We start from the raw sequence: 24,842 nt of genomic DNA, 5'->3' as shown, positions 1-24,842 counted from the left end.
CCTTAACGGTGGTATTTCGCCGAGTGCGCGTGTACCGCCTCGACGAAGGCGCCGGCGTGCTCCGGCGGCACATCCTGATGGATGCCGTGGCCCAGGTTGAACACATGGCCGTTGCCGTGGCCGAAACCGGCCAGAATGGTCTCCACTTCTTCCGCGATGCGCGCCGGGGAGGCATACAGCATCGACGGATCCATATTGCCCTGCAGCGCCACTTTGTCGCCGACGCGCCGACGCGCGTCGGCGATGTCGGTGGTCCAATCCAGCCCCAGCGCATCGCAGCCGGTGGCGGCCATCGCCTCCAGCCACTGCCCGCCGCCTTTGGTGAACAGCGTCACCGGCACGCGGCGGCCGTCGTTTTCACGCAGCAGCCCGTCGACGATCTTGTGCATGTAGTGCAAAGAGAACTCGCGATAATCGCGCCCGGTCAGCACGCCGCCCCAGGTGTCGAACACCATCACCGACTGCGCGCCGGCTTTGATCTGGGCATTGAGGTACAGGATCACGCTGTCTGCCAGCTTGTCCAGCAACAGGTGCAGCGTGGCCGGCTCGGCATACATCATCTTTTTCAGCTTGGTGAAGGCTTTGCTGCTGCCGCCTTCGACCATATAAGTCGCCAGCGTCCACGGGCTGCCGGAGAAGCCGATCAGCGGCACTTCGCCTTTCAGCTCGCGGCGAATGGTGCGCACCGCGTTCATCACATAGCCCAGCTCCACTTCCGGATCGAACACCGGCAGCTTGTCGACGTCGGCGCGGCAGGTAACGGGGGAGCTGAAACGCGGGCCTTCGCCGGCTTCAAAGTACAGGCCGAGCCCCATGGCGTCGGGAATGGTGAGAATGTCGGAGAACAGGATGGCGGCGTCCAGCGCATAGCGGCGCAGCGGCTGCAGCGTGACCTCGCAGGCCAGCTCCGCGTTCTTGCACAGCGACATGAAATCACCGGCCTGGGCGCGGGTCGCCTTGTACTCCGGTAAATAACGACCGGCCTGGCGCATCATCCATACGGGGGTCACATCCACCGGCTGGCGCAACAGCGCGCGCAGGTAGCGATCGTTCTTCAACTCAGTCATTTATGGGGCTCCCTTAATAATCTGCCGGCCATTGTACATTATTCTGCCCGGCACAGCGCCACGGTGTCCTCAATCAACCGGCGCGCCACGGTGCCGGGCGGCGGCAACAGCGGCAGCTGGTCGTAGCGATACCAGCCGGCGTTGAGCAGCTCCTTGGGATCGTGACGAATTTCCCCCTGATGGTAATCGGCCATAAAGGCCATCATCAGCGAGTGCGGGAACGGCCAGGGTTGTGAAGTGATGTAGCGCAGGTTCTTGATTTCGATATTGCTCTCTTCCATCACTTCGCGCGCTACCGCCTGCTCCAGCGTTTCGCCCACTTCGACGAAGCCGGCCAGCACCGTGTGGATACCGCCGCGATGGCGCACGTGTTGCGCCAGCAGGATCTGATCCTCGCGCCGAATGGCGACGATCACGCAGGGTGCAATCTGCGGGTAGTAGCGCTCTTTGCAGTGGCCACACAGGCAGGCGCTCTCGCTGCGGCTGAGGTGCATCTCATGGCCGCAGTAGCCGCAATAGCGATGTGAACGGTAGAAATCCGCCAGCTGCACGCCGCGCCCGGCAAGCTGAAACAGACCGCGATCCAGATCCAACAGCTGACGCACCGAGCCCATCTCCCGCGGCATCGCCTGGCGCACCAGCCAAACCGGCGCACCCGCCCACTCACCGATGGTGCGCGCCATGCGGCCCTGCAGCCCGAGGGTGGCGGCCGTCCCCGACGGCAATTCACCGTTCGGTAACCAAAGTTTGCTTTCATGGCTGACGATCCACCAGCCGTTTTCATTGCCCGTTAATGCAAGTTCCATATCGTTGTTGCACAACCTCAGCTTCACTGGCACTCTACAAATCGGCTTTGTTACATTTTAATAACTTACCGGTTACTTTTATTACTTACACGGAGTCAAACATGCTCAACCGTTTGGAAAGGCTGACTCAGCGCGTTGGCGGTAGTAATGAATTAGTTGATCAATGGCTTCAGGCCCGCAAGCAGTTGCTGGTCGCCTACTGCACGCTGGTAGGCCTCAAACCGAATAAAGAAAAGCATACGCCGCTGAATGAAAAAGCGCTGGAGAACTTTTGCCACAACCTGGTGGATTACCTCTCCGCAGGGCATTTTCATATCTATGACAGAATTATCAAACAAGTGGAAGGCGCAGCCAGTCCGAAAATGTCGCTGGCGGTGAACATCTACCCCAAGCTGTGGGCCAATACCGAACAGATCATGGCGTTCCACGATCGCTATACCGAAGTGGATATCGATCAGGAGGTTTGTCTGGAATTCCACCAGGCCTTGTCGGATATCGGCGAAACGCTGGCGGCGCGCTTTGCGCTGGAAGATAAGCTGATCCTGCTGGAGGCGGAAGCCGCGCAGCAACCGCAGCCGGATCCGGCGCGTTAAAATTTTATAGTTTTTTTTCTTATCCCTCCTATACTGGGGGGCATCTTGTCGGAGTGCCTAGCGCCTGATTTGTTCATGAATCAGCCAGGCTGAGACCGTTAATTCGGGATCCGCGGAACCTGATCGGGTTAATACCCGCGAAGGGAACAAGAGTAATCTATCGCCACAGGCACGGCCTTCCCCTTGCGGGCGCCCTGCCTTATCGGCCACCATCATTACTCCCTCCGAGCTCCAGACAAGCAACTTTCCCAACCCAACACACTGGTAGGAACTTGCTATGTCTAACGTTAATCCACCGCGCGCCCGTAAAGCGCAACGCGAAGCCGCCCAGCAGTTTATCGACACCCTGCAAGGCATGGCTTTCCCGAACTCACGCCGTATCTATCTGCAAGGCTCGCGCAGCGATATCCAGGTGCCGATGCGCGAAATTCAGCTCAGCCCGACCCTGCTCGGCGGCAGCAAAGACAACCCGCAGTATGAACCCAACGAGGCGATCCCGGTGTATGACACCGCCGGCCCCTACGGCGATCCGCAGGCCAAGCTCGACGTGCACGCCGGTCTCGCCAAACTGCGCGCCGGCTGGATCGACGCGCGCGGCGATACCGCCACCCTCAGCGGCGCCAGCTCCGGCTTCACCCAACAGCGGCTGGCGGACGAGGGGCTGGATCATCTGCGCTTCGAACATCTGCCGCTGCCGCGCAAGGCGCTGCCGGGCAAGTGCGTGACCCAGCTGCACTATGCCCGCGCCGGTATCGTCACCCCGGAGATGGAGTTCATCGCCATCCGTGAAAACATGGGGCGCGAGCGCATTCGCGGCGAGGTGCTGCGCCACCAGCACCCGGGTCAAAGCTGGGGCGCCAATCTGCCGGACAACATCACGCCGGAGTTCGTGCGCCATGAAGTGGCCGCCGGCCGCGCCATCATTCCCGCCAACATCAATCACCCGGAGGCGGAGCCGATGATCATCGGCCGCAATTTCCTGGTGAAGGTGAACGCCAATATCGGCAACTCGGCGGTCACGTCGTCGATCGAAGAAGAGGTGGAGAAGCTGGTGTGGTCCACCCGCTGGGGCGCGGACACCGTGATGGATCTCTCTACCGGCCGCTATATTCACGAAACCCGCGAGTGGATCCTGCGCAACAGCCCGGTGCCCATCGGCACCGTGCCGATCTACCAGGCGCTGGAGAAGGTCAACGGCGTGGCGGAAAACCTCACCTGGGAGATGTTCCGCGATACGCTGCTGGAACAGGCGGAGCAAGGGGTCGACTACTTCACCATCCACGCCGGCGTGCTGCTGCGCTACGTGCCAATGACCGCCAAACGCCTGACCGGCATCGTGTCGCGCGGCGGCTCGATCATGGCCAAATGGTGTCTGTCGCACCATCAGGAAAACTTCCTCTATCGGCATTTCCGTGAAATCTGTGAGATCTGCGCCGCCTACGACGTTTCGCTGTCGCTCGGCGACGGCCTGCGCCCCGGCTCGATTCAGGACGCCAACGACGAAGCCCAGTTCGCCGAGCTGCATACGCTGGGCGAGCTGACCAAAATCGCCTGGGAATACGACGTGCAGGTGATGATCGAAGGCCCGGGCCACGTGCCGATGCAGATGATCCGCCGCAACATGACCGAAGAGCTGGAACACTGCCACGAAGCGCCGTTCTACACCCTCGGCCCGCTGACCACCGATATCGCCCCGGGCTATGACCATTTCACCTCCGGCATCGGCGCGGCAATGATCGGCTGGTTCGGCTGCGCCATGTTGTGTTACGTCACGCCGAAAGAACACCTCGGCCTGCCGAACAAAGAGGACGTCAAGCAGGGCCTGATCACCTACAAGATCGCCGCTCACGCCGCCGATCTGGCCAAAGGCCATCCGGGTGCGCAGATCCGCGATAACGCCATGTCCAAGGCGCGTTTCGAATTCCGCTGGGAAGATCAGTTCAATCTGGCGCTCGATCCGGCCACCGCCCGCGCCTATCACGACGAAACCCTGCCGCAGGAGTCCGGCAAGGTCGCCCACTTCTGCTCGATGTGCGGGCCGAAATTCTGCTCGATGAAAATTTCGCAGGAGGTGCGCGACTACGCCGCCGCCCAGGAGGCCGCCAAGCCGATCGAAGTGCAGCTGACCGGCATGGAGAAAATGTCCGCCGAGTTCCGCGCCCGCGGCAGCGAGCTGTATCACAGCGCCGGCACCCTGCAAGAGGAGACAAGCAATGACTGATATCACGACCCCCTTCCCGGCTACGCCCCACAAACTGGGGCTTTACCCGGTCGTCGACAGCGTGGAATGGATCGCTCGCCTGCTGGAGGCCGGCGTCACCACCATCCAGCTGCGCATCAAGGATCTGCCTGACGAGCAGGTCGAAGCGGATATCGCCGCCGCCATCGCGCTGGGCCAGCGTTATCAGGCGCGGCTGTTCATCAACGACTACTGGCGGCTGGCGATCAAGCACGGCGCTTACGGCGTGCATCTGGGCCAGGAGGATCTCGATACTACCGATCTGGCGGCCATTCACCGCGCCGGGCTGCGGCTGGGCGTGTCCACCCATGACGACGCGGAGCTGGCGCGCGCGCTGGCGGTGAAACCTTCCTACATCGCGCTGGGGCACATCTTCCCCACCCAAACCAAAGACATGCCTTCGGCGCCGCAGGGGCTGGCGGAGTTGAAACGCCACATCGCCGGCCTGGCGGATTACCCGACGGTGGCGATCGGCGGGATCAGCATCGATCGCGTACCGGCAGTGCTGGCGTGCGGCGTCGGCAGCGTGGCGGTGGTCAGCGCCATCACCCAAGCGCCGGACTGGCGCGCGGCGACGGCCGAGCTATTGCGGCTGATCGAAGGCGAGGATCCGAACGATGCTTAACGATCAGGAATTCCTGCGCTACAGCCGCCAGCTGCTGCTGGAGGACGTCGGCTCGGAAGGCCAGGAGAGGCTCAAACGCGCCACGGTGCTGATCGTCGGTTTGGGCGGGCTCGGTTCCCCGGCTTCGCTGTATCTGGCCGCCGCCGGCGTCGGCACGCTGCTGCTGGCCGACGACGACCAGCTGCATGTCACCAACCTGCAGCGGCAAATCCTCTACCGCAGCGCCGATACCGCCACCGGCAAGGCGGCGCTGGCGCAACGCCACCTGCAGGCGCTGAACCCGTTGGTGGAATCCATCCCGCTGGCGCAGCGGCTGCAGGGGCAAGCGCTGCGCGACGCGGTCGCCCGCGCCGATCTGGTGCTGGACTGCTGCGACAATATGGCGACCCGTCATGAGGTCAATGCCGCCTGCATCGCCGCCGCCAAGCCGCTGATCAGCGGCAGCGCGGTCGGCTTCAGCGGCCAGCTGCTGGTGCTCGAGCCGCCCTATGCGCACGGCTGCTACGCCTGCCTGTACCCGGAGCAGGAAGAGCCGCAGCGCAACTGCCGCACCGCCGGGGTGCTCGGCCCGGTGGTGGGCGTGATCGGCACTCTGCAAGCGCTGGAAGCCATCAAGATGCTGGCCGGTATGCCTTCCTCCCTCAACGGCAAGCTGCGGCTGTTCGACGGCAAGCAGCAGAGCTGGAGCACGCTGCAACTGAGCCAGGCCCGCGCCTGCCCGGTATGCGGAGGCGCGGCATGAAGATCCGTCTGAACGACCAACCGCTGGAGCTGGCGCAGCCGCTCAGCGTCGCCGCCCTGCTGACCCAGCTGGAACGCCACCAGCCGGGCACTGCGCTGGCGATCAACCAAACCATCATCCCGCGCGCCGACTGGGCCGACCATCAGGTGCAGGACGGTGACGACATTTTGCTGTTTCAAGCGATCGCCGGAGGCTGACATGCTGAAAATCGCCGATACCACTTTTACCTCGCGCCTGTTCACCGGCACCGGCAAGTTCGCCACTCCGGCGTTGATGCTGGAGGCGCTGGCGGCCTCCGGCTCACAGCTGGTGACCATGGCCATGAAACGCGTCGATCTGCGCGGCGGCAACGACGCCATTTTGGCGCCGCTGCAGCAGATGGGCGTAAGGCTATTGCCCAACACCTCCGGCGCCAAAACCGCCGCCGAAGCGGTATTCGCCGCCCGGCTGGCGCGCGAAGCGCTCGGCACCCACTGGGTGAAGCTGGAGATCCATCCCGATGTGAAATACCTGCTGCCGGATCCGATAGAAACGTTGAAGGCGGCGGAAACGCTGGTGAAAGACGGTTTTGTGGTGCTGCCCTACTGCGGTGCCGATCCGGTGCTGTGCAAACGGCTGGAAGAGGTGGGTTGCGCGGCGGTGATGCCGCTCGGTGCCCCTATCGGCTCCAACCGCGGTCTGCGCACCCGTGACTTCCTCGAGATCATCATCGAGCAGGCCAAGGTGCCGGTGGTGGTCGACGCCGGCATCGGCGCGCCGAGCCACGCGCTGGAAGCGATGGAGCTGGGTGCCGACGCGGTGCTGGTGAATACCGCCATCGCCGTAGCGCGCGACCCGGTGCAAATGGCACGGGCGTTTCGCCTGGCGCTGGAGGCCGGCGAGCTGGCGTGCAGCGCCGGATTGGGTGCCAGCCAGCGCGGTGCGGCCGCCTCCAGCCCGCTGACCGCCTTCCTCAGCCAACCAGAGGAGACGCAGTGATGGCCGACGATTTCAGTAGCCGCTGGCAACAGCTGGATTGGGACGACATTACGCTGCGCATCAACGGCAAAACCGCACGCGACGTGGAACGCGCGTTGACCGCCGACAAGCTGACGCGCGACGACTTTATGGCGCTGATCTCCCCCGCCGCCGCGCCGTATCTGGAACCGCTGGCGCAGCGCGCGCAGCAGCTGACCCGTCAGCGCTTCGGCAACGTCGTCAGCTTCTATGTACCGCTGTATCTTTCTAACCTGTGCGCCAACGACTGCACCTATTGCGGCTTTTCGATGAGCAACCGCATCAAGCGCAAAACGCTGGACGCGGCGGAGATCGCACGCGAGTGCGAAGCCATCAAGGCGCTGGGGTTCGAGCACCTGTTGCTGGTCACCGGCGAACATCAGAGCAAGGTTGGCATGGACTATTTCCGTCAGCACATTCCGGCGATCCGCCGCCACTTCAGCTCGCTGATGATGGAAGTGCAGCCGCTGGCGCAGGACGAGTACGCCGAACTGAAAGCGCTGGGCCTGGACGGCGTGCTGGTGTATCAGGAAACCTACCATCCGGCCACCTATCTGCAGCACCATCTGCGCGGGCAGAAGCAGGATTTTCATTGGCGCCTGGCCACGCCGGATCGCCTGGGGCGCGCCGGGATCGACAAGATCGGCCTCGGTGCGTTGATCGGCCTGTCCAACAGCTGGCGCACCGACTGCTACCTGCTGGCGGAACATCTGTTCTACCTGCAGCAAACCTACTGGCAGAGCCGCTACTCGATCTCGTTCCCGCGTCTGCGCCCCTGCGCCGGCGGCATTGAGCCGGCGTCGATCATGAGCGAGCCTCAGTTGGTGCAGCTGATCTGCGCCTTCCGGCTGTTCGCACCGGACGTTGAGCTGTCGCTGTCTACGCGTGAATCGCCGTACTTCCGCGATCACATGATCCCGGTGGCGATCAACAGCGTCAGCGCCGGATCCAAGACGCAGCCCGGCGGCTATGCCGACGACGTGCCGCCGGAGTTGGAACAGTTCGAGCCGCACGACGGCCGCACGCCACAGCAGGTCGCCGAGGCCATCAGCAACGCCGGGCTGCAGCCGGTGTGGAAAGACTGGGACGGTTATCTGGGACGCAGCACGCAATAAGCGGCAACGTTTACCGCCGCATGAAGAAAACGCTGGAGCGGCCGCGCAATGCCGAACGCCGGCGCTGGCGCCGGTAACCTCCCCGGCTATAGTGACCTTGCCGACCGCCAAACCCGGCGTCGGCCGGGGCCGTCACCCTCTCGATGGCCCCGCCTTATCCCATCCCGGATCGCGCCGGAGCTTCTCTTGCGCGACGCCGGGCCCTCGTTCGCGGCAACGCGCATATGGCGTATCGCGGCCGGTAAGGGCGTACGGGCAGATTGCCTTGTCGGCTAATGGGCAGTCAGAAATATGGCATAACGATGTGCGGCACTCACTCAGGAGTGATACTCATAGAGCGCTGTGGCGGCAGAAAAGTGGGAACGAGGATAAGAAGGTACAACGACGAAGAGAGATTCGAGTGGTCATCCCCGGTGCTGCCATTGGCCCTGGTGTTGGCCGCGGATCTTTTTGCCGCCTGCTCCCTGCTTACGGACAAGAGCAGGCGGTTTATTTTGTGAGACTGGCACCCCCCCAGGACGCGAATCACACAGTATGTGCGCTAATTAACCATACAAACGATTAAATGTGAATGTCTTTTGAGTGTTTTTTTATTTAGCATCGAGTGTATTTTGAGTTTGACAAGCAAAATCAAACTGATATCGCTGCAACCCCCAGTCATCATCTATAATCCAGCACGGGTCCTCGCGCAGGTTTTTCAGCGCTCGCGGTCAACATCAAAAAAAGCCAAGGTTGTCATGAAGAAAACGCCAAATTACATCGATGCAATCAGCGCGTTGCTCACTCTGAAAGGAGTTGGCGACAGAAAGCATGCCTCCACGATGGCCAACATACTGAACCTTCAGTACAACAGCGCCAAACAGAAGCTGGATGGCAAAAGAGGCATCACCCTCGATGAAGTCAAAAAGGTATTTCAGTACTTCAACGAGCCGTTTGCCGGCCAAAGGACGCATAACGCCGTCTTTATCATGAACAGCATTCACAAGCGCTGCAATATTGAGGTTGACGAGCGCCCGGTCACGCAAGCGGACAACGACGAAACCTACGCCTGCAAAAAAGACGATCTTTTCATCATCAACACCAATCGGGAACATGCCGCCGAGGCTCCGCTGTACAAAGTCAACAAGATAGACTTTCTGCCGGCCCCGCGTATCGCTATCCTGGACAATGATGGGGATATTCTCGAACTGTTGAAGAAGATCGCCAGCCGATACGGCATCGAGACTGAGACCTTTCAGACGGCGGACGCCATGCTGGCCGCGCTGGAACAGCAGTCCTTTGAGGCGTTTATTCTGGACTGGCTGTTGGATTTCGGCGAGACCTCCGAACGCGTTGTGAAGAAAATTAAAGACGCCCTCGATCCGCACGCCCGCATCATCATTCTGACCGGCCAGCTGAATCACTACGAGAAAAACATCGGCGATATGATCCTGCACTATGACGTACATCTGGTGGAAAAACCGACCAAGCCGCTGATTATCTCCTCGCTGCTGCTGTCGAACCTATTCTTTAATTAGTTTGACCGGGATGCGGATCAAAAACGATGAGCCCACTCCTTCGACGGATTTGGCTTTAATGGTACCTTTCATCGTCGTGACGTAATTTTTGATAATGGTCAGCCCCAGCCCCAACCCCTGCCGCGTTTCCCTTTCCACCCCCTGATTGAACGCCTTATACAACCGATCCAGATTTTTAACGTTAAACCCGATGCCGGTGTCTTTTACTCGCAAATACAGATTGCCGTGACATACCTTCACGTTAAGGGTTATCGCGCCGCGGTGGGTAAATTTGTCCGCGTTGCTGAGCAGGTTGGCCAATATTCGGTAGAGCTTGTATTTATCAGAACCAATCAGGCCGGCATAAGACGAACGGTGAATCACGAGGCGATTGCCGCGCCCGGCGCCGATGCCGGTTACGGCATCGTCCACCACCTCATTCAGCCGGAAGGTGGAAATATTGATTTTGACTTCCCCCATCTCAAGCCGCGAATAATCCATCACCTCGCGCGTTTGTTCGGCGATCTTATTGCCGTGATAGGAGATCAGGCGGGCTTCTTTTTTCAACTCTTCCTGCGCCAGCTCGTGCTCCATGATATCCGCGGCAATGACGATGGCCTGAGTCGAGCCGGCGATCTCGTGGTAGATGGAAGAGATAAAGATGTTCTTGTTCTTGATGATCTCTTTTAACGAGAAGGCATTTCTCAGCACCAGGAACATCATCAGAAACACCAAAATCAACGAAAAGAGGGCGAACATCTCGGCTTTACTCGAATTCTCCTGGATGATGCCTTTCACTTCGGTAAAGTTTTTAATCTGTATCCGATAAATAATTTCCTGGATATCGACCAGCGTGCCCTCGATATCATCCATATAAGAGAGAATGTCCGCCTTGTTTTTCTGCCCCACCAGCAAGCCGGCGGAGAGATCGTCCAACGTGCGGTACTGCTGCTTCAGCAGCGCAACATTCTTGATGAACTCGTCGTCGTAATAAAAAGAGTCGCTGAAGGTCGAACGGCTCTCCAGGATCTGAATCTTCGAGTAGAAGATTTTCTTTTTGATCTGGAAGGCGTCGTAGTCGTTGTTTTCACTGAGCAGCAGCGCGGTTTTGGTTCTTTCAAACGCCAGAAAGAGGATCTCGGCCACCGAGTAGTTGTCCAGATTGGGCTCGATCTGCTTATAGCGTTCTTTTACGCCGCCGAAGTTAATGGCAATCAACAAAATCAATAAGGAGAAGATGGCAACCAACGCGATAAGAGTACCGATCAGTTTTTTGCTCATCTTATTTCAGCTCCAACCGTTTAACTTGCCAGACGGTTTTCGCGTTCACATCCAGGTTATTCAGCTCGGCGTAGCTATCGCGCGGATAAATAATGGCGAACGGCCCCAGTTCCCCAACGTCGATCGGCTTGCCGCCGCGCTGATAGGCGACGATCACGCGGTATTTAGTCATCTCGTCAATCGGCATCGAATAGGAGTAATCATCCCAGGCGAAAGCGCGCACCGACTGGCCTTTCAGATGATAGGCTTTCACCAGCTCCGCAAGCTCAACGCCTGTGAACGTATCTTCCGGGGTGAAATTGGTCGAGGTTTTAATCGTGTGCGACGGCATCGCCTCCAGCATCTGCCGGGTTATCTTGATCTTCTCGCCGTCGAGCGGCTTCAGGTAAAAATAGTCAACGGCCGCATACAGCGGCGCGCTGAACAGCGAAAGCAGCAGTAACGTCATCAATCCGTTGATTTTCATCAGTCACCCTCTTTGCGTTTCACCAGTTCGACCTGGCCGAATTCATCCTGCCCGACCACGGCCCAGCCGTGATGTTGATAAAAGCCTTCGGCTTTGGAGCCGGGATCGGTGGTTAAGTGGATCGCTTCGGCACCGTGTTCAAACATCCAGTGAGTGATCCGTGCCAGCAAGGCGGAGCCGATCCCCTTCGACTGGTATTCCGGCTTCACGAACAGGCCGCCGATCAGCGGTTCAGGGATGAATAGCCCGAAGCCAACGCCGGCATAGTCGTCGCCATGCTTGCAGATCCAGCCGCCGCCCTGGTTGATGTCCTCCAGCGCCTGTTTGCGCTGCAGATACTGGATCTGATGCGGATGCAGCAGGTTTTCCTCAACGGAAAAGCGGATCTCATACAGGTAAGGCAGGTGTTGCGCCGTCAATTTTTCGAAGGTAATGAGGCTGTCCATGTTCGCACTGTCCTTGGTTGTCAGGTAAAAAGCGCCGGTCAATTTCTGCTGTAACCATAGTAGCAAAGTTTGCTCGGCCCCGGCATGAGGCGAAAAAAAACCGCCCCCGAGGGAGCGGTTTATCTGGCAATGGGCCCGGCATGCCGGGCCCGCGGCGCGGATGACGATTACTCGTCGTCGCTGCCGCCCAGGCCTGCGTTGAGCAGCTCGGCCAGGTTAGCCGTCGCTTCTTCCGCGCTGACTTGCGGAACAACCGGCGCTTCACCCTGAGCACGGCGACGCATGCGATCCTGATGATAAGCGTAACCGGTACCGGCTGGGATCAGACGCCCCACGATGACGTTCTCTTTCAGGCCACGCAGTTCATCACGCTTGCCGGCTACGGCAGCTTCGGTCAGAACGCGCGTCGTTTCCTGGAACGATGCAGCGGAGATGAAGGACTCGGTCGCCAAGGAAGCCTTGGTGATACCCAGCAGATCGCGCGAGAAGGTTGCCGGGATCTTACCTTCAGCTTCCAACTGACGGTTGGCAATCTTGACGCGAGACACTTCAGCCTGCTCGCCTTCCAGGAACTCGGAGCCACCAGCGCTAACGATAGTGCCTTTACGCAGCATCTGACGAACGATAACTTCGATGTGCTTATCGTTAATCTTAACGCCTTGCAGACGGTAAACTTCCTGCACTTCGTTGGTGATGTAGCGGGTAACCGCATGCACGCCACGCAGACGCAGAATGTCGTGCGGAGACTCTGGGCCGTCGGATACGACGTCGCCACGTTCCACCACTTCGCCTTCGAACACGTTAAGCTGACGCCATTTCGGAATCATCTCTTCGTAAGCGTCGCTGCCGTCCAGCGGAGAGATCACCAGGCGACGTTTGCCTTTGGTCTCTTTACCGAACGAGATAATCCCGCTGATTTCAGCCAGGATTGCCGGCTCTTTCGGACGACGTGCTTCGAACAGGTCGGCAACGCGCGGCAGACCACCGGTAATATCCTTGGTACCGCCGGATTCCTGAGGAATACGCGCCAGGGTATCACCCGCACCGATCTGAATGCCGTCTTCCAGCTGAACGATCGCTTTGCCCGGCAGGAAGTATTGAGCAGGCATATCGGTGCCTGGGATCAATACGTCTTCGCCCTGAGCGTCAACGATTTTCAGTGCCGGACGCAGGTCTTTACCGCTACCGGTACGCTCTGCGCTGTCCAGAACTACCAGAGAAGACAAACCGGTCAGTTCGTCGGTCTGGCGAGTAATGGTCTGGCCGTCGACCATGTCCGCGAAGCGAATGAAGCCGCTGACTTCACTGATGACCGGCATGGTGTGCGGATCCCAGTTAGCAACGGTTTCGCCGCCGTTAACTTCTTCACCGTCGCCTTTGCCCATCACGGCACCGTAAGGCACCTTGTAGCTTTCTTTGGTACGGCCGAATTCGTCGATCAGTTTCAGTTCGGTGTTACGCGAGGTGATCACCAGCTTGCCCGCAGCGTTCATAACGAACTTCGCGTTGCTCAGCTTGATGCTACCCTTGTTTTTCACCTGGATGCTGGATTCAGCAGCCGCACGAGATGCCGCACCACCGATGTGGAACGTACGCATCGTCAGCTGTGTACCCGGCTCACCGATGGACTGTGCCGCGATAACGCCGATGGCTTCACCTTTGTTGATGATGTGGCCACGTGCCAGGTCGCGACCATAGCAGTTTGCGCACACACCAAAGTCGGTTTCACAGCTCACCACGGAACGGACTTTAACGCTGTCGACAGAGTTCTCTTCCAACAGGTCACACGCCTTCTCGTTCAGCAGGGTGTTGCGTGGCACCAGAATGTCCGCCGTACCCGGCTTGAGGACGTCTTCTGCCGTCACACGGCCCAGAACGCGTTCACGCAACGGCTCTTTCACGTCGCCACCTTCGATAACCGGAGTCATCAGGATGCCGTCGTGGGTGCCACAGTCGTCTTCGGTCACAACCAGATCCTGCGCCACGTCAACCAGACGACGGGTCAGATAACCGGAGTTCGCGGTTTTCAGTGCAGTATCCGCCAGACCTTTACGAGCACCGTGGGTGGAGATGAAGTACTGGAGTACGTTCAGACCTTCACGGAAGTTCGCGGTGATTGGCGTTTCGATGATGGAGCCGTCCGGCTTCGCCATCAGACCACGCATACCGGCCAGCTGACGAATCTGAGCGGCGGAACCACGCGCACCGGAGTCGGCCATCATAAAGATGCTGTTGAAGGAAACTTGCTGTTCCACTTCGCCGTCACGGTTAACCACGTCTTCTACCGACAGGTTTTCCATCATCGCTTTCGCAACGCGTTCGTTCGCTGCAGCCCAGATATCGATCACTTTGTTGTAGCGTTCGCCGGCGGTAACCAGACCAGACTGGAACTGCTCCTGGATCTCGGCAACTTCGGTTTCCGCTTCTTCGATGATCTCCGCTTTCTTGGCCGGGATAACCATGTCGTCGATACCTACGGAAGCGCCGGAACGGGCTGCGTAAGCAAAACCGGTGTACATGATCTGGTCAGCAAAGATAACGGTCGGCTTCAGGCCCAGGATGCGGTAACAGGTGTTCAGCATCTTGGAGATCGCTTTCTTGCCCAAAGGCTGGTTAACGATCGCGTACGGCAGACCTTTCGGTACGATCATCCACAGGATGGCGCGGCCGATGGTGGTGTCGATGATGCTGGTCTGAGAAGTCCATTCGCCTTCGGCGTTTTTGACGTCTTCGGTGATACGCACTTTAACGCGCGCATGCAGAGACGCCAGGCCGGCGCGGTAAACACGCTCAGCTTCTTTGGAACCGTTCAGCACCATGCCTTCGCCCTTGGCGTTAACACAGTCGCGGGTCATGTAGTACAGACCCAGTACAACGTCCTGAGAAGGAACGATGATTGGCTCGCCGTTCGCAGGGGACAGGATGTTGTTGGTGGACATCATCAGCGCACGCGCTTCCAACTGGGCTTCCAGCGTCAGCGGTACGTGAACGGCCATCTGGTCACCATCGAAGTCGGCGTTATAGGCCGCACAAACCAGCGGGTGCAGCTGGATCGCTTTACCTTCGATCAGAACCGGTTCAAACGCCTGGATACCCAAACGGTGCAGGGTTGGTGCACGGTTCAGCAGTACCGGGTGTTCGCGGATCACTTCGTCCAGGATATCCCAAACGACGGCTTCTTCACGCTCAACCATTTTCTTGGCGGCTTTGATGGTGGTGGCCAGGCCACGCAGCTCCAACTTGCCGTAGATGAACGGTTTGAACAGCTCCAGCGCCATCTTTTTAGGCAGACCGCACTGATGCAGACGCAGGTATGGACCTACGGTGATTACGGAACGGCCGGAGTAGTCAACGCGTTTACCGAGCAGGTTCTGACGGAAACGACCCTGCTTACCTTTGATCATGTCGGCCAAAGATTTCAGAGGACGTTTGTTGGAACCGGTGATGGCACGACCGCGACGGCCGTTATCCAGCAGGGCGTCTACCGCTTCTTGCAGCATACGCTTTTCGTTGCGCACGATGATGTCCGGCGCAGCCAGATCCAGCAGGCGTTTCAGACGGTTGTTACGGTTGATCACGCGGCGATACAGATCGTTCAGATCCGAGGTCGCGAAACGACCGCCATCCAGCGGAACCAGAGGACGCAGATCCGGCGGCAGTACCGGCAGCACGGTCAGGATCATCCACTCCGGTTTGTTACCGGACTGCACGAACGCTTCCAGCAGCTTGATACGCTTGGTCAGCTTCTTGCGCTTGGTTTCGGAGTTGGTTTCGTTCAGCTCTTCACGCAGCTGCTCGCACTCGGCTTCCAGATCCATGTTTTTCAACAGGGCCTGAATAGCTTCCGCACCCATCTTGGCGTCGAATTCGTCACCGAACTCTTCCAGCGCGTCCAGATACTGCTCTTCGGTCAGGATCTGACGACGCTCGAGGTTGGTCATACCGCCTTCGACCACCACATAGGATTCGAAGTACAGTACGCGTTCGATGTCACGCAGCGGCATATCCAGCAGCAAACCGATGCGGGATGGCAGCGATTTCAGGAACCAGATGTGCGCGGTCGGCGAAGCCAGCTCGATGTGGCCCATGCGCTCACGACGCACTTTGGTCTGGGTCACTTCAACGCCGCACTTCTCACAGATCACGCCGCGGTGTTTCAAGCGCTTGTACTTACCGCACAGGCACTCGTAATCTTTTACCGGCCCGAAGATACGGGCGCAGAAAAGGCCGTCACGCTCTGGTTTGAACGTACGGTAGTTAATGGTTTCCGGCTTCTTAACTTCACCGAACGACCACGAACGGATCATGTCTGGCGAGGCCAGAGCAATCTTGATCGCATCAAACTCTTCGGTCTTAGTTTGCGCTTTCAGAAACTTCAATAAGTCTTTCACGGATTGGCTCCTGTCGGAGTTAAACCTGTTGGGTACCCACAACCGCAGTAGGTACCCGTGTGACCTGAACAACCACCCTCAGGCTCCCTTAGGCGGGGAGCCTGAGCCGGAATGACGATTACTCGTCTTCCAGTTCGATGTTGATGCCGAGCGAGCGGATTTCTTTCAACAGTACGTTGAAGGATTCCGGCATGCCTGGCTCCATCCGGTGGTCGCCATCCACGATGTTTTTGTACATCTTGGTACGGCCGTTAACGTCATCCGACTTAACGGTGAGCATTTCCTGCAGGGTATAAGCCGCGCCGTATGCTTCCAGTGCCCACACTTCCATCTCACCGAAGCGTTGACCACCGAACTGCGCTTTACCACCCAGAGGTTGCTGAGTCACCAAGCTGTAAGAACCGGTTGAACGGGCGTGCATTTTATCGTCAACCAAGTGGTTCAGTTTCAGCATGTACATATAGCCGACAGTAACCTGGCGCTCGAATTGCTCACCGGTACGGCCATCGAACAGCGTGATCTGACCGGAGGTCGGGATACCGCCCATTTCCAGCAGTTGCTTGATTTCAGTCTCTTTCGCACCGTCAAACACCGGCGTTGCGATCGGCATACCTTTTTTCAGGTTCTCTGCCAGACGCAGCACTTCGTCGTCGCTGAAGGTGTTCAGGTCAACTTTCTGGCAAACGTCGTCGCCCAGATCGTAGGCCTTCTGGATGAACTCACGCAGCTTGGCCACTTCCTGCTGCTGCTTCAGCATCTGGTTGATCTTCTCACCGATGCCTTTCGCAGCCATACCCAGGTGGGTTTCCAGGATCTGACCGATGTTCATACGTGATGGTACGCCCAGCGGGTTCAGTACGATGTCTACCGGCGTGCCGTTTTCATCGTAAGGCATATCTTCGATCGGGTTGATCTTGGAGATAACACCCTTGTTACCGTGGCGGCCCGCCATCTTGTCACCTGGTTGGATCTGACGTTTAACGGCCAGATAAACCTTGACGATTTTCAGCACGCCCGGCGCCAGATCGTCGCCCTGAGTGATCTTACGACGCTTGGCTTCCAGCTTCTTCTCGAAGTCGGATTTCAGTTCGTCGTACTGCTCAGCCAGCTGCTCCAGCTGGTTTTGCTTCTCTTCGTCGGTCAGGCCCAGTTCCAGCCAGCGATCGCGCGGCAGCTTGCTCAGCTTGTCGGCTTCGATGCCACCGGCAACCAGCACCGCGTGGATACGCGCAAACAGGCCGGCTTCCAGGATCTGCAGTTCTTCAGTCAGGTCTTTCTTCGCCTGCTTCAGCTGCATCTCTTCGATTTCCAACGCGCGCTTGTCTTTTTCCACGCCATCGCGGGTGAAGACCTGCACGTCGATAACCGTACCGGAAACGCCGTTCGGTACACGCAGAGAAGAGTCTTTAACGTCAGACGCTTTCTCACCGAAGATCGCACGCAGCAGTTTCTCTTCCGGCGTCAGCTGGGTTTCGCCTTTAGGCGTTACCTTACCGACCAGAATGTCACCGCCGGTCACTTCAGCACCGATATACACGATACCGGATTCATCCAGCTTGGAGAGCGCAGCTTCACCCACGTTAGGGATGTCGGCGGTGATCTCTTCAGGCCCCAGCTTGGTGTCGCGAGACACGCACGCCAGTTCCTGGATGTGGATGGTGGTGAAGCGATCTTCCTGCACCACGCGCTCGGAGACCAAGATGGAGTCTTCGAAGTTGTAGCCGTTCCAAGGCATGAACGCTACGCGCATGTTCTGGCCCAGTGCCAGTTCGCCCAGGTCTGTCGATGGGCCATCCGCCAGCACGTCGCCGCGCTCGATTGGCTCACCCAGATTCACACACGGCATCTGGTTGATGCAGGTGTTCTGGTTAGAACGGGTGTACTTGGTCAGGTTGTAAATATCGATACCTGCTTCGCCCGGGTACATCTCGTCTTCGTTAACTTTGATAACGATACGGGAAGCATCCACGTACTGGATAACACCGCCGCGTTTGGCAACGGCGGTTACGCCGGAGTCAACCGCTACGGCGCGTTCCATACCGGTACCAACCAGCGGCTTGTCAGCGCGCAGGGTTGGTACGGCCTGACGTTGCATGTTCGCACCCATCAATGCACGGTTGGCGTCATCGTGTTCCAGGAATGGAATCAGTGAAGCACCAACGGAAACAACCTGCTGGGTGGATACGTCCATGTAGTCAACCTGGTCGCGGCTGAACAGGCTTGATTCGCCTTTGCTGCGGCAGGTGACCAGGTCTTCTACGAAGCGGCCTTCTTCATCCAGGTTGGAGTTCGCCTGGGCGATAACGAAGTTGCCTTCTTCAATAGCAGACAGGTAGTTGATTTCATCGGTCACCACGCCGTCACGCACGCGGCGGTACGGGGTTTCCAGGAAGCCATACTCGTTAGTCTGTGCGTACACGGACAGGGAGTTGATCAGACCGATGTTTGGACCTTCCGGCGTTTCGATTGGGCACACGCGGCCGTAGTGGGTCGGGTGTACGTCTCGAACTTCAAAGCCGGCGCGCTCACGGGTCAGACCGCCCGGGCCCAGTGCGGAGATACGGCGCTTGTGCGTGATCTCGGACAGCGGGTTGTTCTGGTCCATGAACTGGGACAGCTGGCTGGAGCCGAAGAACTCTTTCACCGCCGCCGAAATCGGCTTGGCGTTGATCATGTCCTGAGGCATCAGGGTATCCAGATCGCCCAGAGACAGACGCTCTTTCACCGCACGCTCAACACGCACCAGACCTACGCGGAACTGGTTCTCGGCCATCTCGCCGACGGAACGGATACGACGGTTGCCCAAGTGGTCGATATCGTCCACTTCGCCCTTGCCGTTACGGATATCGATGAGCTTCTTCATCACTTCGATGATGTCGTCTTTGCTCAGGATGCCCGAACCTTCGATCTCGTCGCGCAGCAGAGAACGGTTGAACTTCATACGGCCAACCGCGGACAGATCGTAGCGGTCTTCGGAGAAGAACAGGTTCTCGAACAGGCTTTCGGCAGCTTCGCGCGTTGGCGGCTCACCAGGGCGCATCATGCGGTAGATTTCTACCAACGAGCTCAGACGATCGGTGGTCGGATCGACGCGCAGCGTTTCAGAGATATACGCGCCGTGATCCAGATCGTTGGTGAACAGCGTTTCGATGCGCTTGTGGCCGGACTGGCTCAGCTTGGCCAGCAGATCCAGCGACAGCTCCATGTTGGCTGCGCAGATCAGTTCGCCGGTATTGGTATCGATATAGTCTTTCGCGACCACTTTGCCCGCGATGTACTCTACCGGTACTTCAATGCTCTGAATGTCGTCTTTTTCCAGCTGACGGATATGACGAGCGGTGATGCGACGGCCTTTCTCTACGTAGATCTTGCCGTTGGCTTCGATGTCGAACGAAGCGGTCTCACCACGCAGGCGCTCTGGCACCAGCTCCATCTGCAGCTTGTTGTCACGGATTTCGAAGACGATCTTGTCAAAGAACAGGTCGAGGATCTGTTCAGTGGTGTAGTTCAGCGCGCGCAGAATGATGGTCGCAGGCAGTTTGCGGCGACGGTCAATACGCACGAACAGGTTGTCCTTCGGATCGAACTCGAAGTCCAACCATGAACCGCGGTAAGGGATGATGCGTGCGTTGTACAGCACTTTACCCGAGGAGTGGGTTTTGCCCTTATCGCTGTCGAAGAATACGCCAGGACTACGGTGCAACTGAGATACGATAACCCTCTCAGTACCGTTGATCACAAAGGTGCCGTTTTCGGTCATGAGCGGAATTTCGCCCATGTAGACTTCTTGTTCCTTGATGTCTTTGACCGTACCTTCAGGCGCTTCGCGCTCATAGATAACCAGGCGCAGTTTTACGCGCAGCGGTGCAGAGAACGTCACACCACGGATCTGGCACTCTTTGACGTCGAAGACCGGCTCACCAAGACGGTAGCTAACGTATTGCAGCTCCGAATTGCCACTGTAGCTCTGGATAGGGAAAACAGAACGGAATGCGGCTTCAAGGCCGTACTGCCCTTCTGGATCTTGCTCGATAAACTTCTGGAACGAGTCAAGCTGGATAGAAAGGAGATATGGTATGTCCAGCACTTGTGGACGTTTACCAAAATCCTTACGAATACGTTTTTTCTCGGTATAGGAGTAAACCATAGGGTTCCTCAGCTCGCTGATCAGTGACCCAATCTGTCCGTCCGATTAGGGACAGTTCATGCAACACCGTTTTGTCGACCGGAAAGCGGGAACACTTTCCGCAATGTCTCTTGCTATCACGCTTAAACCATTTCATCGCGTCTTCCCCCAGAACTCCTGGTAGTGCAAAGACCGCGGTATATTAAGTCGTCAATAGAAACAAACATTGGGAGGCGAAACCAGCAGCCAAACAGTGTGAAACGCTACTGGCGCCCTACAGCGCAAAAAGGCTGGTGACTAAAAAGTCACCAGCCATCAGCCTAAAAGACTAGGCTGCAACCGGAAAGGTTGGCTTATTTAACTTCAACTTCAGCGCCAGCTTCTTCCAGAGATTTTTTCAGAGCTTCTGCGTCATCTTTGCTCACGCCTTCTTTCAGAGCGGCTGGAGCAGATTCAACCAGGTCTTTAGCTTCTTTCAGACCCAGGCCGGTAGCGCCACGTACTGCTTTGATAACAGCAACTTTGTTAGCGCCAGCAGCTTTCAGGATAACGTCGAATTCAGTTTTCTCTTCAGCAGCTTCAGCCGGGCCAGCAGCTACAGCTACAGCAGCAGCAGCAGAAACGCCGAATTTTTCTTCCATAGCGGAAACCAGTTCAACAACGTCCATTACGGACATAGCGGCAACTGCTTCCAGGATTTGGTCTTTAGTGATAGACATAACAATTGTTCCTAAAATTCAGAAATAGTTTAAATACGTTAGCAAAGGCTAAGAAAGAATGGCTTACGCCGCTTCTTTCTGATCGCGTACTGCAGCCAGAGTGCGAACCAGTTTGCCGGCAGCGGCTTCTTTCATGGTTGCCATCAGGCGTGCGATCGCTTCTTCGTAAGTTGGCAGCGTCGCCAGGCGGTCGATTTGCGCCGCTGGGATCAGCTCACCTTCAAAGGCCGCAGCTTTAACCTCGAATTTTGCATTCGCTTTCGCGAACTCTTTGAACAGACGAGCAGCAGCGCCCGGGTGTTCGTGAGAGAATGCAATCAAGGTTGGACCGACAAACGTGTCTTTCAGGCATTCGAATGGAGTGCCTTCAACTACGCGACGCATCAGGGTGTTGCGAACAACACGCATGTAAACGCCAGCTTCACGACCTGCTTTACGCAGTTCAGTCATTTTATCTACGGTAACGCCGCGGGAATCCGCAACAACCGCAGACAGCGCGCCTTTGGCTACTTCGCTGACTTCAGCAACAATCGCTTGTTTGTCTTGAAGATTTAATGCCATTAGCTTTTTGCTCCTGGATTAGCCGGGGAAAATCCCCCGGAACTCACTTCACTCGGCGCTTTGTAAAACGCCACGCCGAGCGGCTTAACACGGTGAGCAGAATCCAGCAAAGACATTCTTTTATAAAAAAGAAAAATTTTCTTAGGCTCTGTCACCGTCTACGCAGGAAGGATTAAGTATCTTGCGATACACCTGCGGTCTTGGACGGAGGCCTGGATAGGCCAGGCTCCAACCGAAAAATCTTTGTTTTGCCTACGGCATAGCCAATAGCAAAACCTTGGGGCATAAGATTCTAGACAAATCTTGGCCCCAAGTCAAAGCGATAATCGCAAATGCGATTAGTTCGCTGCAGCAGACAGACCGCTCTGATCGATAGCAACGCCAGCACCCATGGTGGTGGAGAGGCTAACTTTCTTGATGTACATGCCTTTCGCCTGAGAAGGTTTTGCTTTTTTCAGCGCAACCAGCAGGGCTTCCAGGTTTTCTTTCAGTTTGTCTGCGTCGAAATCAACCTTACCGATAGTGGTATGGATGATGCCGTTTTTGTCGTTACGGTAGCGAACCTGACCTGCTTTAGCGTTTTTCACTGCTTCAGCAACGTTCGGAGTAACGGTACCCACTTTCGGGTTTGGCATCAGGCCGCGTGGACCCAGGATCTGGCCCAGTTGACCTACAACGCGCATTGCATCCGGGGAAGCAATAACAACGTCGAAGTTCATTTCGCCTTTCTTGATCTGGTCAGCCAGATCGTCCATACCTACCAGCTCTGCGCCAGCAGCTTTTGCTGCTTCAGCGTTAGCGCCTTGGGCAAATACGGCAACGCGAACGGAACGACCGGTGCCGTGTGGCAGAACGGTAGCGCCACGAACGTTTTGGTCAGATTTACGAGCGTCGATGCCGAGGTTAACGGCAACGTCAACGCTTTCTACGAATTTAGCGGTGGCCAGCTCTTTCAGCAGAGCAACAGCTTCAGCGATGTCATACTGTTTAGTAGCATCAACTTTGTCACGGATCACGCGCATGCGCTTGGTCAGCTTAGCCATCTCTTAATCCTCCACTACCAGGCCCATGGAACGAGCGGTACCTTCGATGGAGCGAGTCATCGCTTCAACGTCAGAACCAGTCATGTCCGCAGCTTTGGTTTCTGCGATTTCACGTACCTGAGCACGAGTCACTTTACCTACTTTGTCTTTGTTCGGCTTACCGGAACCAGACTTGATACCAGCCGCTTTTTTCAGCAGAACTGCTGCTGGCGGGGTTTTGGTAACGAAAGTGAAGGAGCGATCAGAATAAACGGTGATAACAACCGGAATCGGCAGACCTTTTTCAACGCTGTCAGTCTTAGCGTTGAATGCCTTACAGAATTCCATGATGTTAACGCCCTGCTGACCCAGAGCTGGACCCACTGGTGGGCTCGGGTTCGCCATACCAGCTGCAACTTGCAGCTTGACGTAGGCTTGTACTTTCTTAGCCATTTAAATTTCCTCGGTTTGGGTAGTATCGCCTCGCAAGAGGCTCCCCGTGTTTCACCCCGCCCAACATGCATCAGGCAAGGCATCTAAAAACAAAAGGCGCGAAATTGTAGTTCAATTTCGCGCCTTTGACAAGCGGCTACGGGCCACTCGTTGCTGATTATTCGATCAGCCTTTCTCAACCTGGCTGAAGTCCAGTTCCACCGGCGTTGCACGGCCAAAGATGGAAACGGAAACTTTCAGGCGGCTCTTCTCGTAATCGACTTCCTCGACCACGCCGTTGAAATCGGCAAACGGGCCGTCGTTGACGCGCACCAGCTCGCCCGGTTCGAACAGCGTTTTCGGACGCGGCTTGTCACCAACCTGCTGCAGGCGGTTCATGATCGCATCAACTTCTTTATCGCTGATCGGCGCTGGACGGTCAGACGTACCGCCGATGAACCCCATGACGCGCGGTACGCTGCGCACCAGGTGCCAGCTGGCGTCATTCATCACCATCTGCACCAGCACGTAGCCAGGGAAGAATTTACGCTCGCTCTTGCGACGTTGGCCGCCACGGATTTCAACCACTTCTTCCGTAGGCACCATCACTTCGCCGAACAACTCTTCCATATCGTGCAGTTTGATGTGTTCACGCAGCGATTGTGCTACGCGACCTTCAAAACCGGAAAACGCCTGAACGACGTACCAACGTTTTTTTGGAGCTTCAGACATTTTAGAACCTCAGGCCAGTAATAAACGACACCAGACGGACCAGAATACCATCCAGCCCCCACAGAATCAGTGACATCACGGCGGTTACCGCGGCAACGATCAACGTGGTGTGTAGCGTTTCCTGACGAGTTGGCCAAATCACTTTACGTACTTCGGTACGCGCTTCGCGGGCAAACGCAACGGTGGCTTTGCCTTTGGTGGTCATCAGAGCCACTGCACCTGCAACGGCGATGATCAGCACAACTGCCAGCGCGCGCAATGGCAGGCTTAAATCACGGTAGTAATAGTTACCGACAATAGCCACAACCAACAGAACGGCGACGATCAGCCACTTTGCCGCTTCCAGGCCGCGTCCGCTCCCTTGAGCCTCGGTATTCGCACTCATAAACCAACCTGTCACAATGATGATTCAGAACAAACAACTTTGCCTCGCATTGCGAGGCAAACCAAACCGATCGGATACCGCTTCAGCGCTATCCCGGTGTTTTACGCCATGACGTATTTCAGTCAATACGGTTTAAGAGCCCATCTCACCAATGATTATGACTGCAAAATCGCTGATGAGATAGGTTCTAGTTCACAGCGTAGAAAAAGGGCATCAAATGATGCCCTTTTACCGCGTGTCGCGTCAAACTTTATCAGCGATTAAGCGATAACTTTAGCAACAACACCTGCGCCAACGGTACGGCCGCCTTCACGGATTGCGAAACGCAGACCGTCGTCCATCGCGATTGGGTGAATCAGGGTTACAACCATGTTCACGTTGTCGCCTGGCATTACCATCTCTACGCCTTCTGGCAGTTCGATGGTACCGGTCACGTCAGTTGTACGGAAGTAGAACTGTGGACGGTAGCCTTTGAAGAATGGCGTGTGACGACCACCTTCATCTTTGCTCAGGATGTACACTTCAGATTCGAACTGGGTGTGTGGCTTGATAGAGCCTGGCTTCGCCAGTACCTGACCACGTTCGATTTCTTCACGCTTGAT

The 24,842-nt window shown here is 57.1% G+C and carries 21 protein-coding genes, 1 pseudogene and 1 riboswitch; of the genes and pseudogenes, 8 read left to right on the top strand and 14 right to left on the bottom strand.

All coding sequences use genetic code 11. The features are described 5' to 3' along the window. Positions 1–2 precede the first annotated feature (2 nt). Both hemE and nudC read right to left on the bottom strand, forming a co-directional pair. On the bottom strand, positions 3–1,067 hold the full coding sequence (gene hemE, locus ACJ8HN_RS23880; RefSeq protein WP_033636735.1) for a uroporphyrinogen decarboxylase: 1,065 nt from the start codon (positions 1,065–1,067) through the stop codon (positions 3–5). 38 nt (positions 1,068–1,105) lie between these two features. Beyond that, the gene (gene nudC, locus ACJ8HN_RS23875; RefSeq protein ID WP_442524037.1) at positions 1,106–1,873 is read right to left on the bottom strand and encodes an NAD(+) diphosphatase; all 768 of its coding nucleotides are present in this window, start codon (positions 1,871–1,873) and stop codon (positions 1,106–1,108) included. 101 nt (positions 1,874–1,974) lie between these two features. Here nudC and ACJ8HN_RS23870 point away from each other — a divergent pair, with 101 nt between their 5' ends. The 8 genes from ACJ8HN_RS23870 (at position 1,975) to ACJ8HN_RS23835 (ending at position 9,700) form a co-directional block, all read left to right on the top strand. Continuing rightward, positions 1,975–2,466, top strand: a complete 492-nt coding sequence (locus ACJ8HN_RS23870; RefSeq protein ID WP_033636734.1) for an Rsd/AlgQ family anti-sigma factor — start codon at positions 1,975–1,977, stop codon at positions 2,464–2,466. 39 nt (positions 2,467–2,505) lie between these two features. Further along, a riboswitch (TPP riboswitch) is annotated at positions 2,506–2,629 on the top strand. A gap of 114 nt (positions 2,630–2,743) precedes the next feature. Then, positions 2,744–4,687, top strand: a complete 1,944-nt coding sequence (gene thiC, locus ACJ8HN_RS23865; protein WP_442524036.1) for a phosphomethylpyrimidine synthase ThiC — start codon at positions 2,744–2,746, stop codon at positions 4,685–4,687. Then, entirely contained in the window at positions 4,680–5,330 is a 651-nt protein-coding gene (thiE, locus tag ACJ8HN_RS23860; protein ID WP_033655322.1) for a thiamine phosphate synthase, read from the top strand. Before thiC ends, thiE begins: the two co-directional genes overlap by 8 nt. Continuing rightward, positions 5,323–6,072, top strand: a complete 750-nt coding sequence (locus ACJ8HN_RS23855) for a HesA/MoeB/ThiF family protein (protein WP_442524035.1) — start codon at positions 5,323–5,325, stop codon at positions 6,070–6,072. Before thiE ends, ACJ8HN_RS23855 begins: the two co-directional genes overlap by 8 nt. Continuing rightward, entirely contained in the window at positions 6,069–6,269 is a 201-nt protein-coding gene (gene thiS / locus ACJ8HN_RS23850; protein ID WP_016929423.1) for a sulfur carrier protein ThiS, read from the top strand. Before ACJ8HN_RS23855 ends, thiS begins: the two co-directional genes overlap by 4 nt. 1 nt (position 6,270) lies before the next feature. Continuing rightward, positions 6,271–7,050: a thiazole synthase gene (locus ACJ8HN_RS23845; RefSeq protein ID WP_079656124.1), complete on the top strand. Its 780-nt coding sequence runs from the start codon at positions 6,271–6,273 to the stop codon at positions 7,048–7,050. After that, on the top strand, positions 7,050–8,183 hold the full coding sequence (gene thiH / locus ACJ8HN_RS23840; protein ID WP_039569784.1) for a 2-iminoacetate synthase ThiH: 1,134 nt from the start codon (positions 7,050–7,052) through the stop codon (positions 8,181–8,183). The genes ACJ8HN_RS23845 and thiH overlap by 1 nt, the downstream gene beginning before the upstream one ends. A 737-nt stretch (positions 8,184–8,920) precedes the next feature. Next, entirely contained in the window at positions 8,921–9,700 is a 780-nt protein-coding gene (locus ACJ8HN_RS23835) for a helix-turn-helix domain-containing protein (protein WP_033636724.1), read from the top strand. Here the strand turns inward: ACJ8HN_RS23835 and ACJ8HN_RS23830 are convergent. The 12 genes and pseudogenes from ACJ8HN_RS23830 to tuf all read right to left on the bottom strand — a co-directional run. Continuing rightward, positions 9,686–10,960: a sensor histidine kinase gene (locus ACJ8HN_RS23830; protein ID WP_033636723.1), complete on the bottom strand. Its 1,275-nt coding sequence runs from the start codon at positions 10,958–10,960 to the stop codon at positions 9,686–9,688. The two genes, ACJ8HN_RS23835 and ACJ8HN_RS23830, sit on opposite strands and share 15 nt — an antisense overlap. A 1-nt stretch (position 10,961) precedes the next feature. After that, the gene (locus ACJ8HN_RS23825; protein ID WP_033655328.1) at positions 10,962–11,426 is read right to left on the bottom strand and encodes an oxidoreductase; all 465 of its coding nucleotides are present in this window, start codon (positions 11,424–11,426) and stop codon (positions 10,962–10,964) included. Next, entirely contained in the window at positions 11,426–11,872 is a 447-nt protein-coding gene (locus ACJ8HN_RS23820) for a GNAT family N-acetyltransferase (protein WP_033655330.1), read from the bottom strand. The genes ACJ8HN_RS23825 and ACJ8HN_RS23820 overlap by 1 nt, the downstream gene beginning before the upstream one ends. 167 nt (positions 11,873–12,039) lie before the next feature. Continuing rightward, positions 12,040–16,263, bottom strand: a complete 4,224-nt coding sequence (gene rpoC, locus ACJ8HN_RS23815; RefSeq protein ID WP_021505232.1) for a DNA-directed RNA polymerase subunit beta' — start codon at positions 16,261–16,263, stop codon at positions 12,040–12,042. Between the two features lie 118 nt (positions 16,264–16,381). Next, on the bottom strand, positions 16,382–20,410 hold the full coding sequence (rpoB, locus tag ACJ8HN_RS23810) for a DNA-directed RNA polymerase subunit beta (RefSeq protein ID WP_033636721.1): 4,029 nt from the start codon (positions 20,408–20,410) through the stop codon (positions 16,382–16,384). Positions 20,411–20,742: 332 nt separating this feature from the next. Next, complete coding sequence (gene rplL / locus ACJ8HN_RS23805) at positions 20,743–21,108, bottom strand: 50S ribosomal protein L7/L12 (RefSeq protein WP_004929903.1); 366 nt, start codon at positions 21,106–21,108, stop codon at positions 20,743–20,745. A gap of 63 nt (positions 21,109–21,171) precedes the next feature. Continuing rightward, positions 21,172–21,669: a 50S ribosomal protein L10 gene (rplJ, locus tag ACJ8HN_RS23800; RefSeq protein ID WP_004929905.1), complete on the bottom strand. Its 498-nt coding sequence runs from the start codon at positions 21,667–21,669 to the stop codon at positions 21,172–21,174. A gap of 338 nt (positions 21,670–22,007) precedes the next feature. Then, positions 22,008–22,712 carry a 50S ribosomal protein L1 gene (gene rplA, locus ACJ8HN_RS23795; RefSeq protein ID WP_033636720.1) on the bottom strand — a complete coding sequence of 235 codons (705 nt, stop codon included), beginning with the start codon at positions 22,710–22,712 and terminating at the stop codon, positions 22,008–22,010. 3 nt (positions 22,713–22,715) lie between these two features. Next, positions 22,716–23,144: a 50S ribosomal protein L11 gene (gene rplK, locus ACJ8HN_RS23790; protein ID WP_015376316.1), complete on the bottom strand. Its 429-nt coding sequence runs from the start codon at positions 23,142–23,144 to the stop codon at positions 22,716–22,718. Between the two features lie 165 nt (positions 23,145–23,309). After that, the gene (nusG, locus tag ACJ8HN_RS23785; RefSeq protein ID WP_004929914.1) at positions 23,310–23,855 is read right to left on the bottom strand and encodes a transcription termination/antitermination protein NusG; all 546 of its coding nucleotides are present in this window, start codon (positions 23,853–23,855) and stop codon (positions 23,310–23,312) included. A gap of 1 nt (position 23,856) precedes the next feature. Next, positions 23,857–24,240, bottom strand: a complete 384-nt coding sequence (gene secE, locus ACJ8HN_RS23780; RefSeq protein ID WP_004929916.1) for a preprotein translocase subunit SecE — start codon at positions 24,238–24,240, stop codon at positions 23,857–23,859. A gap of 260 nt (positions 24,241–24,500) precedes the next feature. After that, a pseudogene (tuf, locus tag ACJ8HN_RS23775) lies at positions 24,501–24,842 on the bottom strand (elongation factor Tu); the annotation flags it as partial.

The organism is Serratia sp. CY29653 (assembly GCF_052169255.1).
Classification (GTDB): domain Bacteria; phylum Pseudomonadota; class Gammaproteobacteria; order Enterobacterales; family Enterobacteriaceae; genus Serratia; species Serratia sarumanii.
This window is presented reverse-complemented; position numbering and strand designations above follow the sequence as displayed.

Coding starts and splice junctions, on each gene's coding strand:
- hemE (WP_033636735.1), bottom strand. CDS start 1,067: ATGACTGAGTTGAAGAACGATCGCTACCTGCGCGCGCTGTTGCGCCAG.
- nudC (WP_442524037.1), bottom strand. CDS start 1,873: ATGGAACTTGCATTAACGGGCAATGAAAACGGCTGGTGGATCGTCAGC.
- ACJ8HN_RS23870 (WP_033636734.1), top strand. CDS start 1,975: ATGCTCAACCGTTTGGAAAGGCTGACTCAGCGCGTTGGCGGTAGTAAT.
- thiC (WP_442524036.1), top strand. CDS start 2,744: ATGTCTAACGTTAATCCACCGCGCGCCCGTAAAGCGCAACGCGAAGCC.
- thiE (WP_033655322.1), top strand. CDS start 4,680: ATGACTGATATCACGACCCCCTTCCCGGCTACGCCCCACAAACTGGGG.
- ACJ8HN_RS23855 (WP_442524035.1), top strand. CDS start 5,323: ATGCTTAACGATCAGGAATTCCTGCGCTACAGCCGCCAGCTGCTGCTG.
- thiS (WP_016929423.1), top strand. CDS start 6,069: ATGAAGATCCGTCTGAACGACCAACCGCTGGAGCTGGCGCAGCCGCTC.
- ACJ8HN_RS23845 (WP_079656124.1), top strand. CDS start 6,271: ATGCTGAAAATCGCCGATACCACTTTTACCTCGCGCCTGTTCACCGGC.
- thiH (WP_039569784.1), top strand. CDS start 7,050: ATGGCCGACGATTTCAGTAGCCGCTGGCAACAGCTGGATTGGGACGAC.
- ACJ8HN_RS23835 (WP_033636724.1), top strand. CDS start 8,921: ATGAAGAAAACGCCAAATTACATCGATGCAATCAGCGCGTTGCTCACT.
- ACJ8HN_RS23830 (WP_033636723.1), bottom strand. CDS start 10,960: ATGAGCAAAAAACTGATCGGTACTCTTATCGCGTTGGTTGCCATCTTC.
- ACJ8HN_RS23825 (WP_033655328.1), bottom strand. CDS start 11,426: ATGAAAATCAACGGATTGATGACGTTACTGCTGCTTTCGCTGTTCAGC.
- ACJ8HN_RS23820 (WP_033655330.1), bottom strand. CDS start 11,872: ATGGACAGCCTCATTACCTTCGAAAAATTGACGGCGCAACACCTGCCT.
- rpoB (WP_033636721.1), bottom strand. CDS start 20,410: ATGGTTTACTCCTATACCGAGAAAAAACGTATTCGTAAGGATTTTGGT.
- rplL (WP_004929903.1), bottom strand. CDS start 21,108: ATGTCTATCACTAAAGACCAAATCCTGGAAGCAGTTGCCGCTATGTCC.
- rplJ (WP_004929905.1), bottom strand. CDS start 21,669: ATGGCATTAAATCTTCAAGACAAACAAGCGATTGTTGCTGAAGTCAGC.
- rplA (WP_033636720.1), bottom strand. CDS start 22,712: ATGGCTAAGCTGACCAAGCGCATGCGCGTGATCCGTGACAAAGTTGAT.
- rplK (WP_015376316.1), bottom strand. CDS start 23,144: ATGGCTAAGAAAGTACAAGCCTACGTCAAGCTGCAAGTTGCAGCTGGT.
- nusG (WP_004929914.1), bottom strand. CDS start 23,855: ATGTCTGAAGCTCCAAAAAAACGTTGGTACGTCGTTCAGGCGTTTTCC.
- secE (WP_004929916.1), bottom strand. CDS start 24,240: ATGAGTGCGAATACCGAGGCTCAAGGGAGCGGACGCGGCCTGGAAGCG.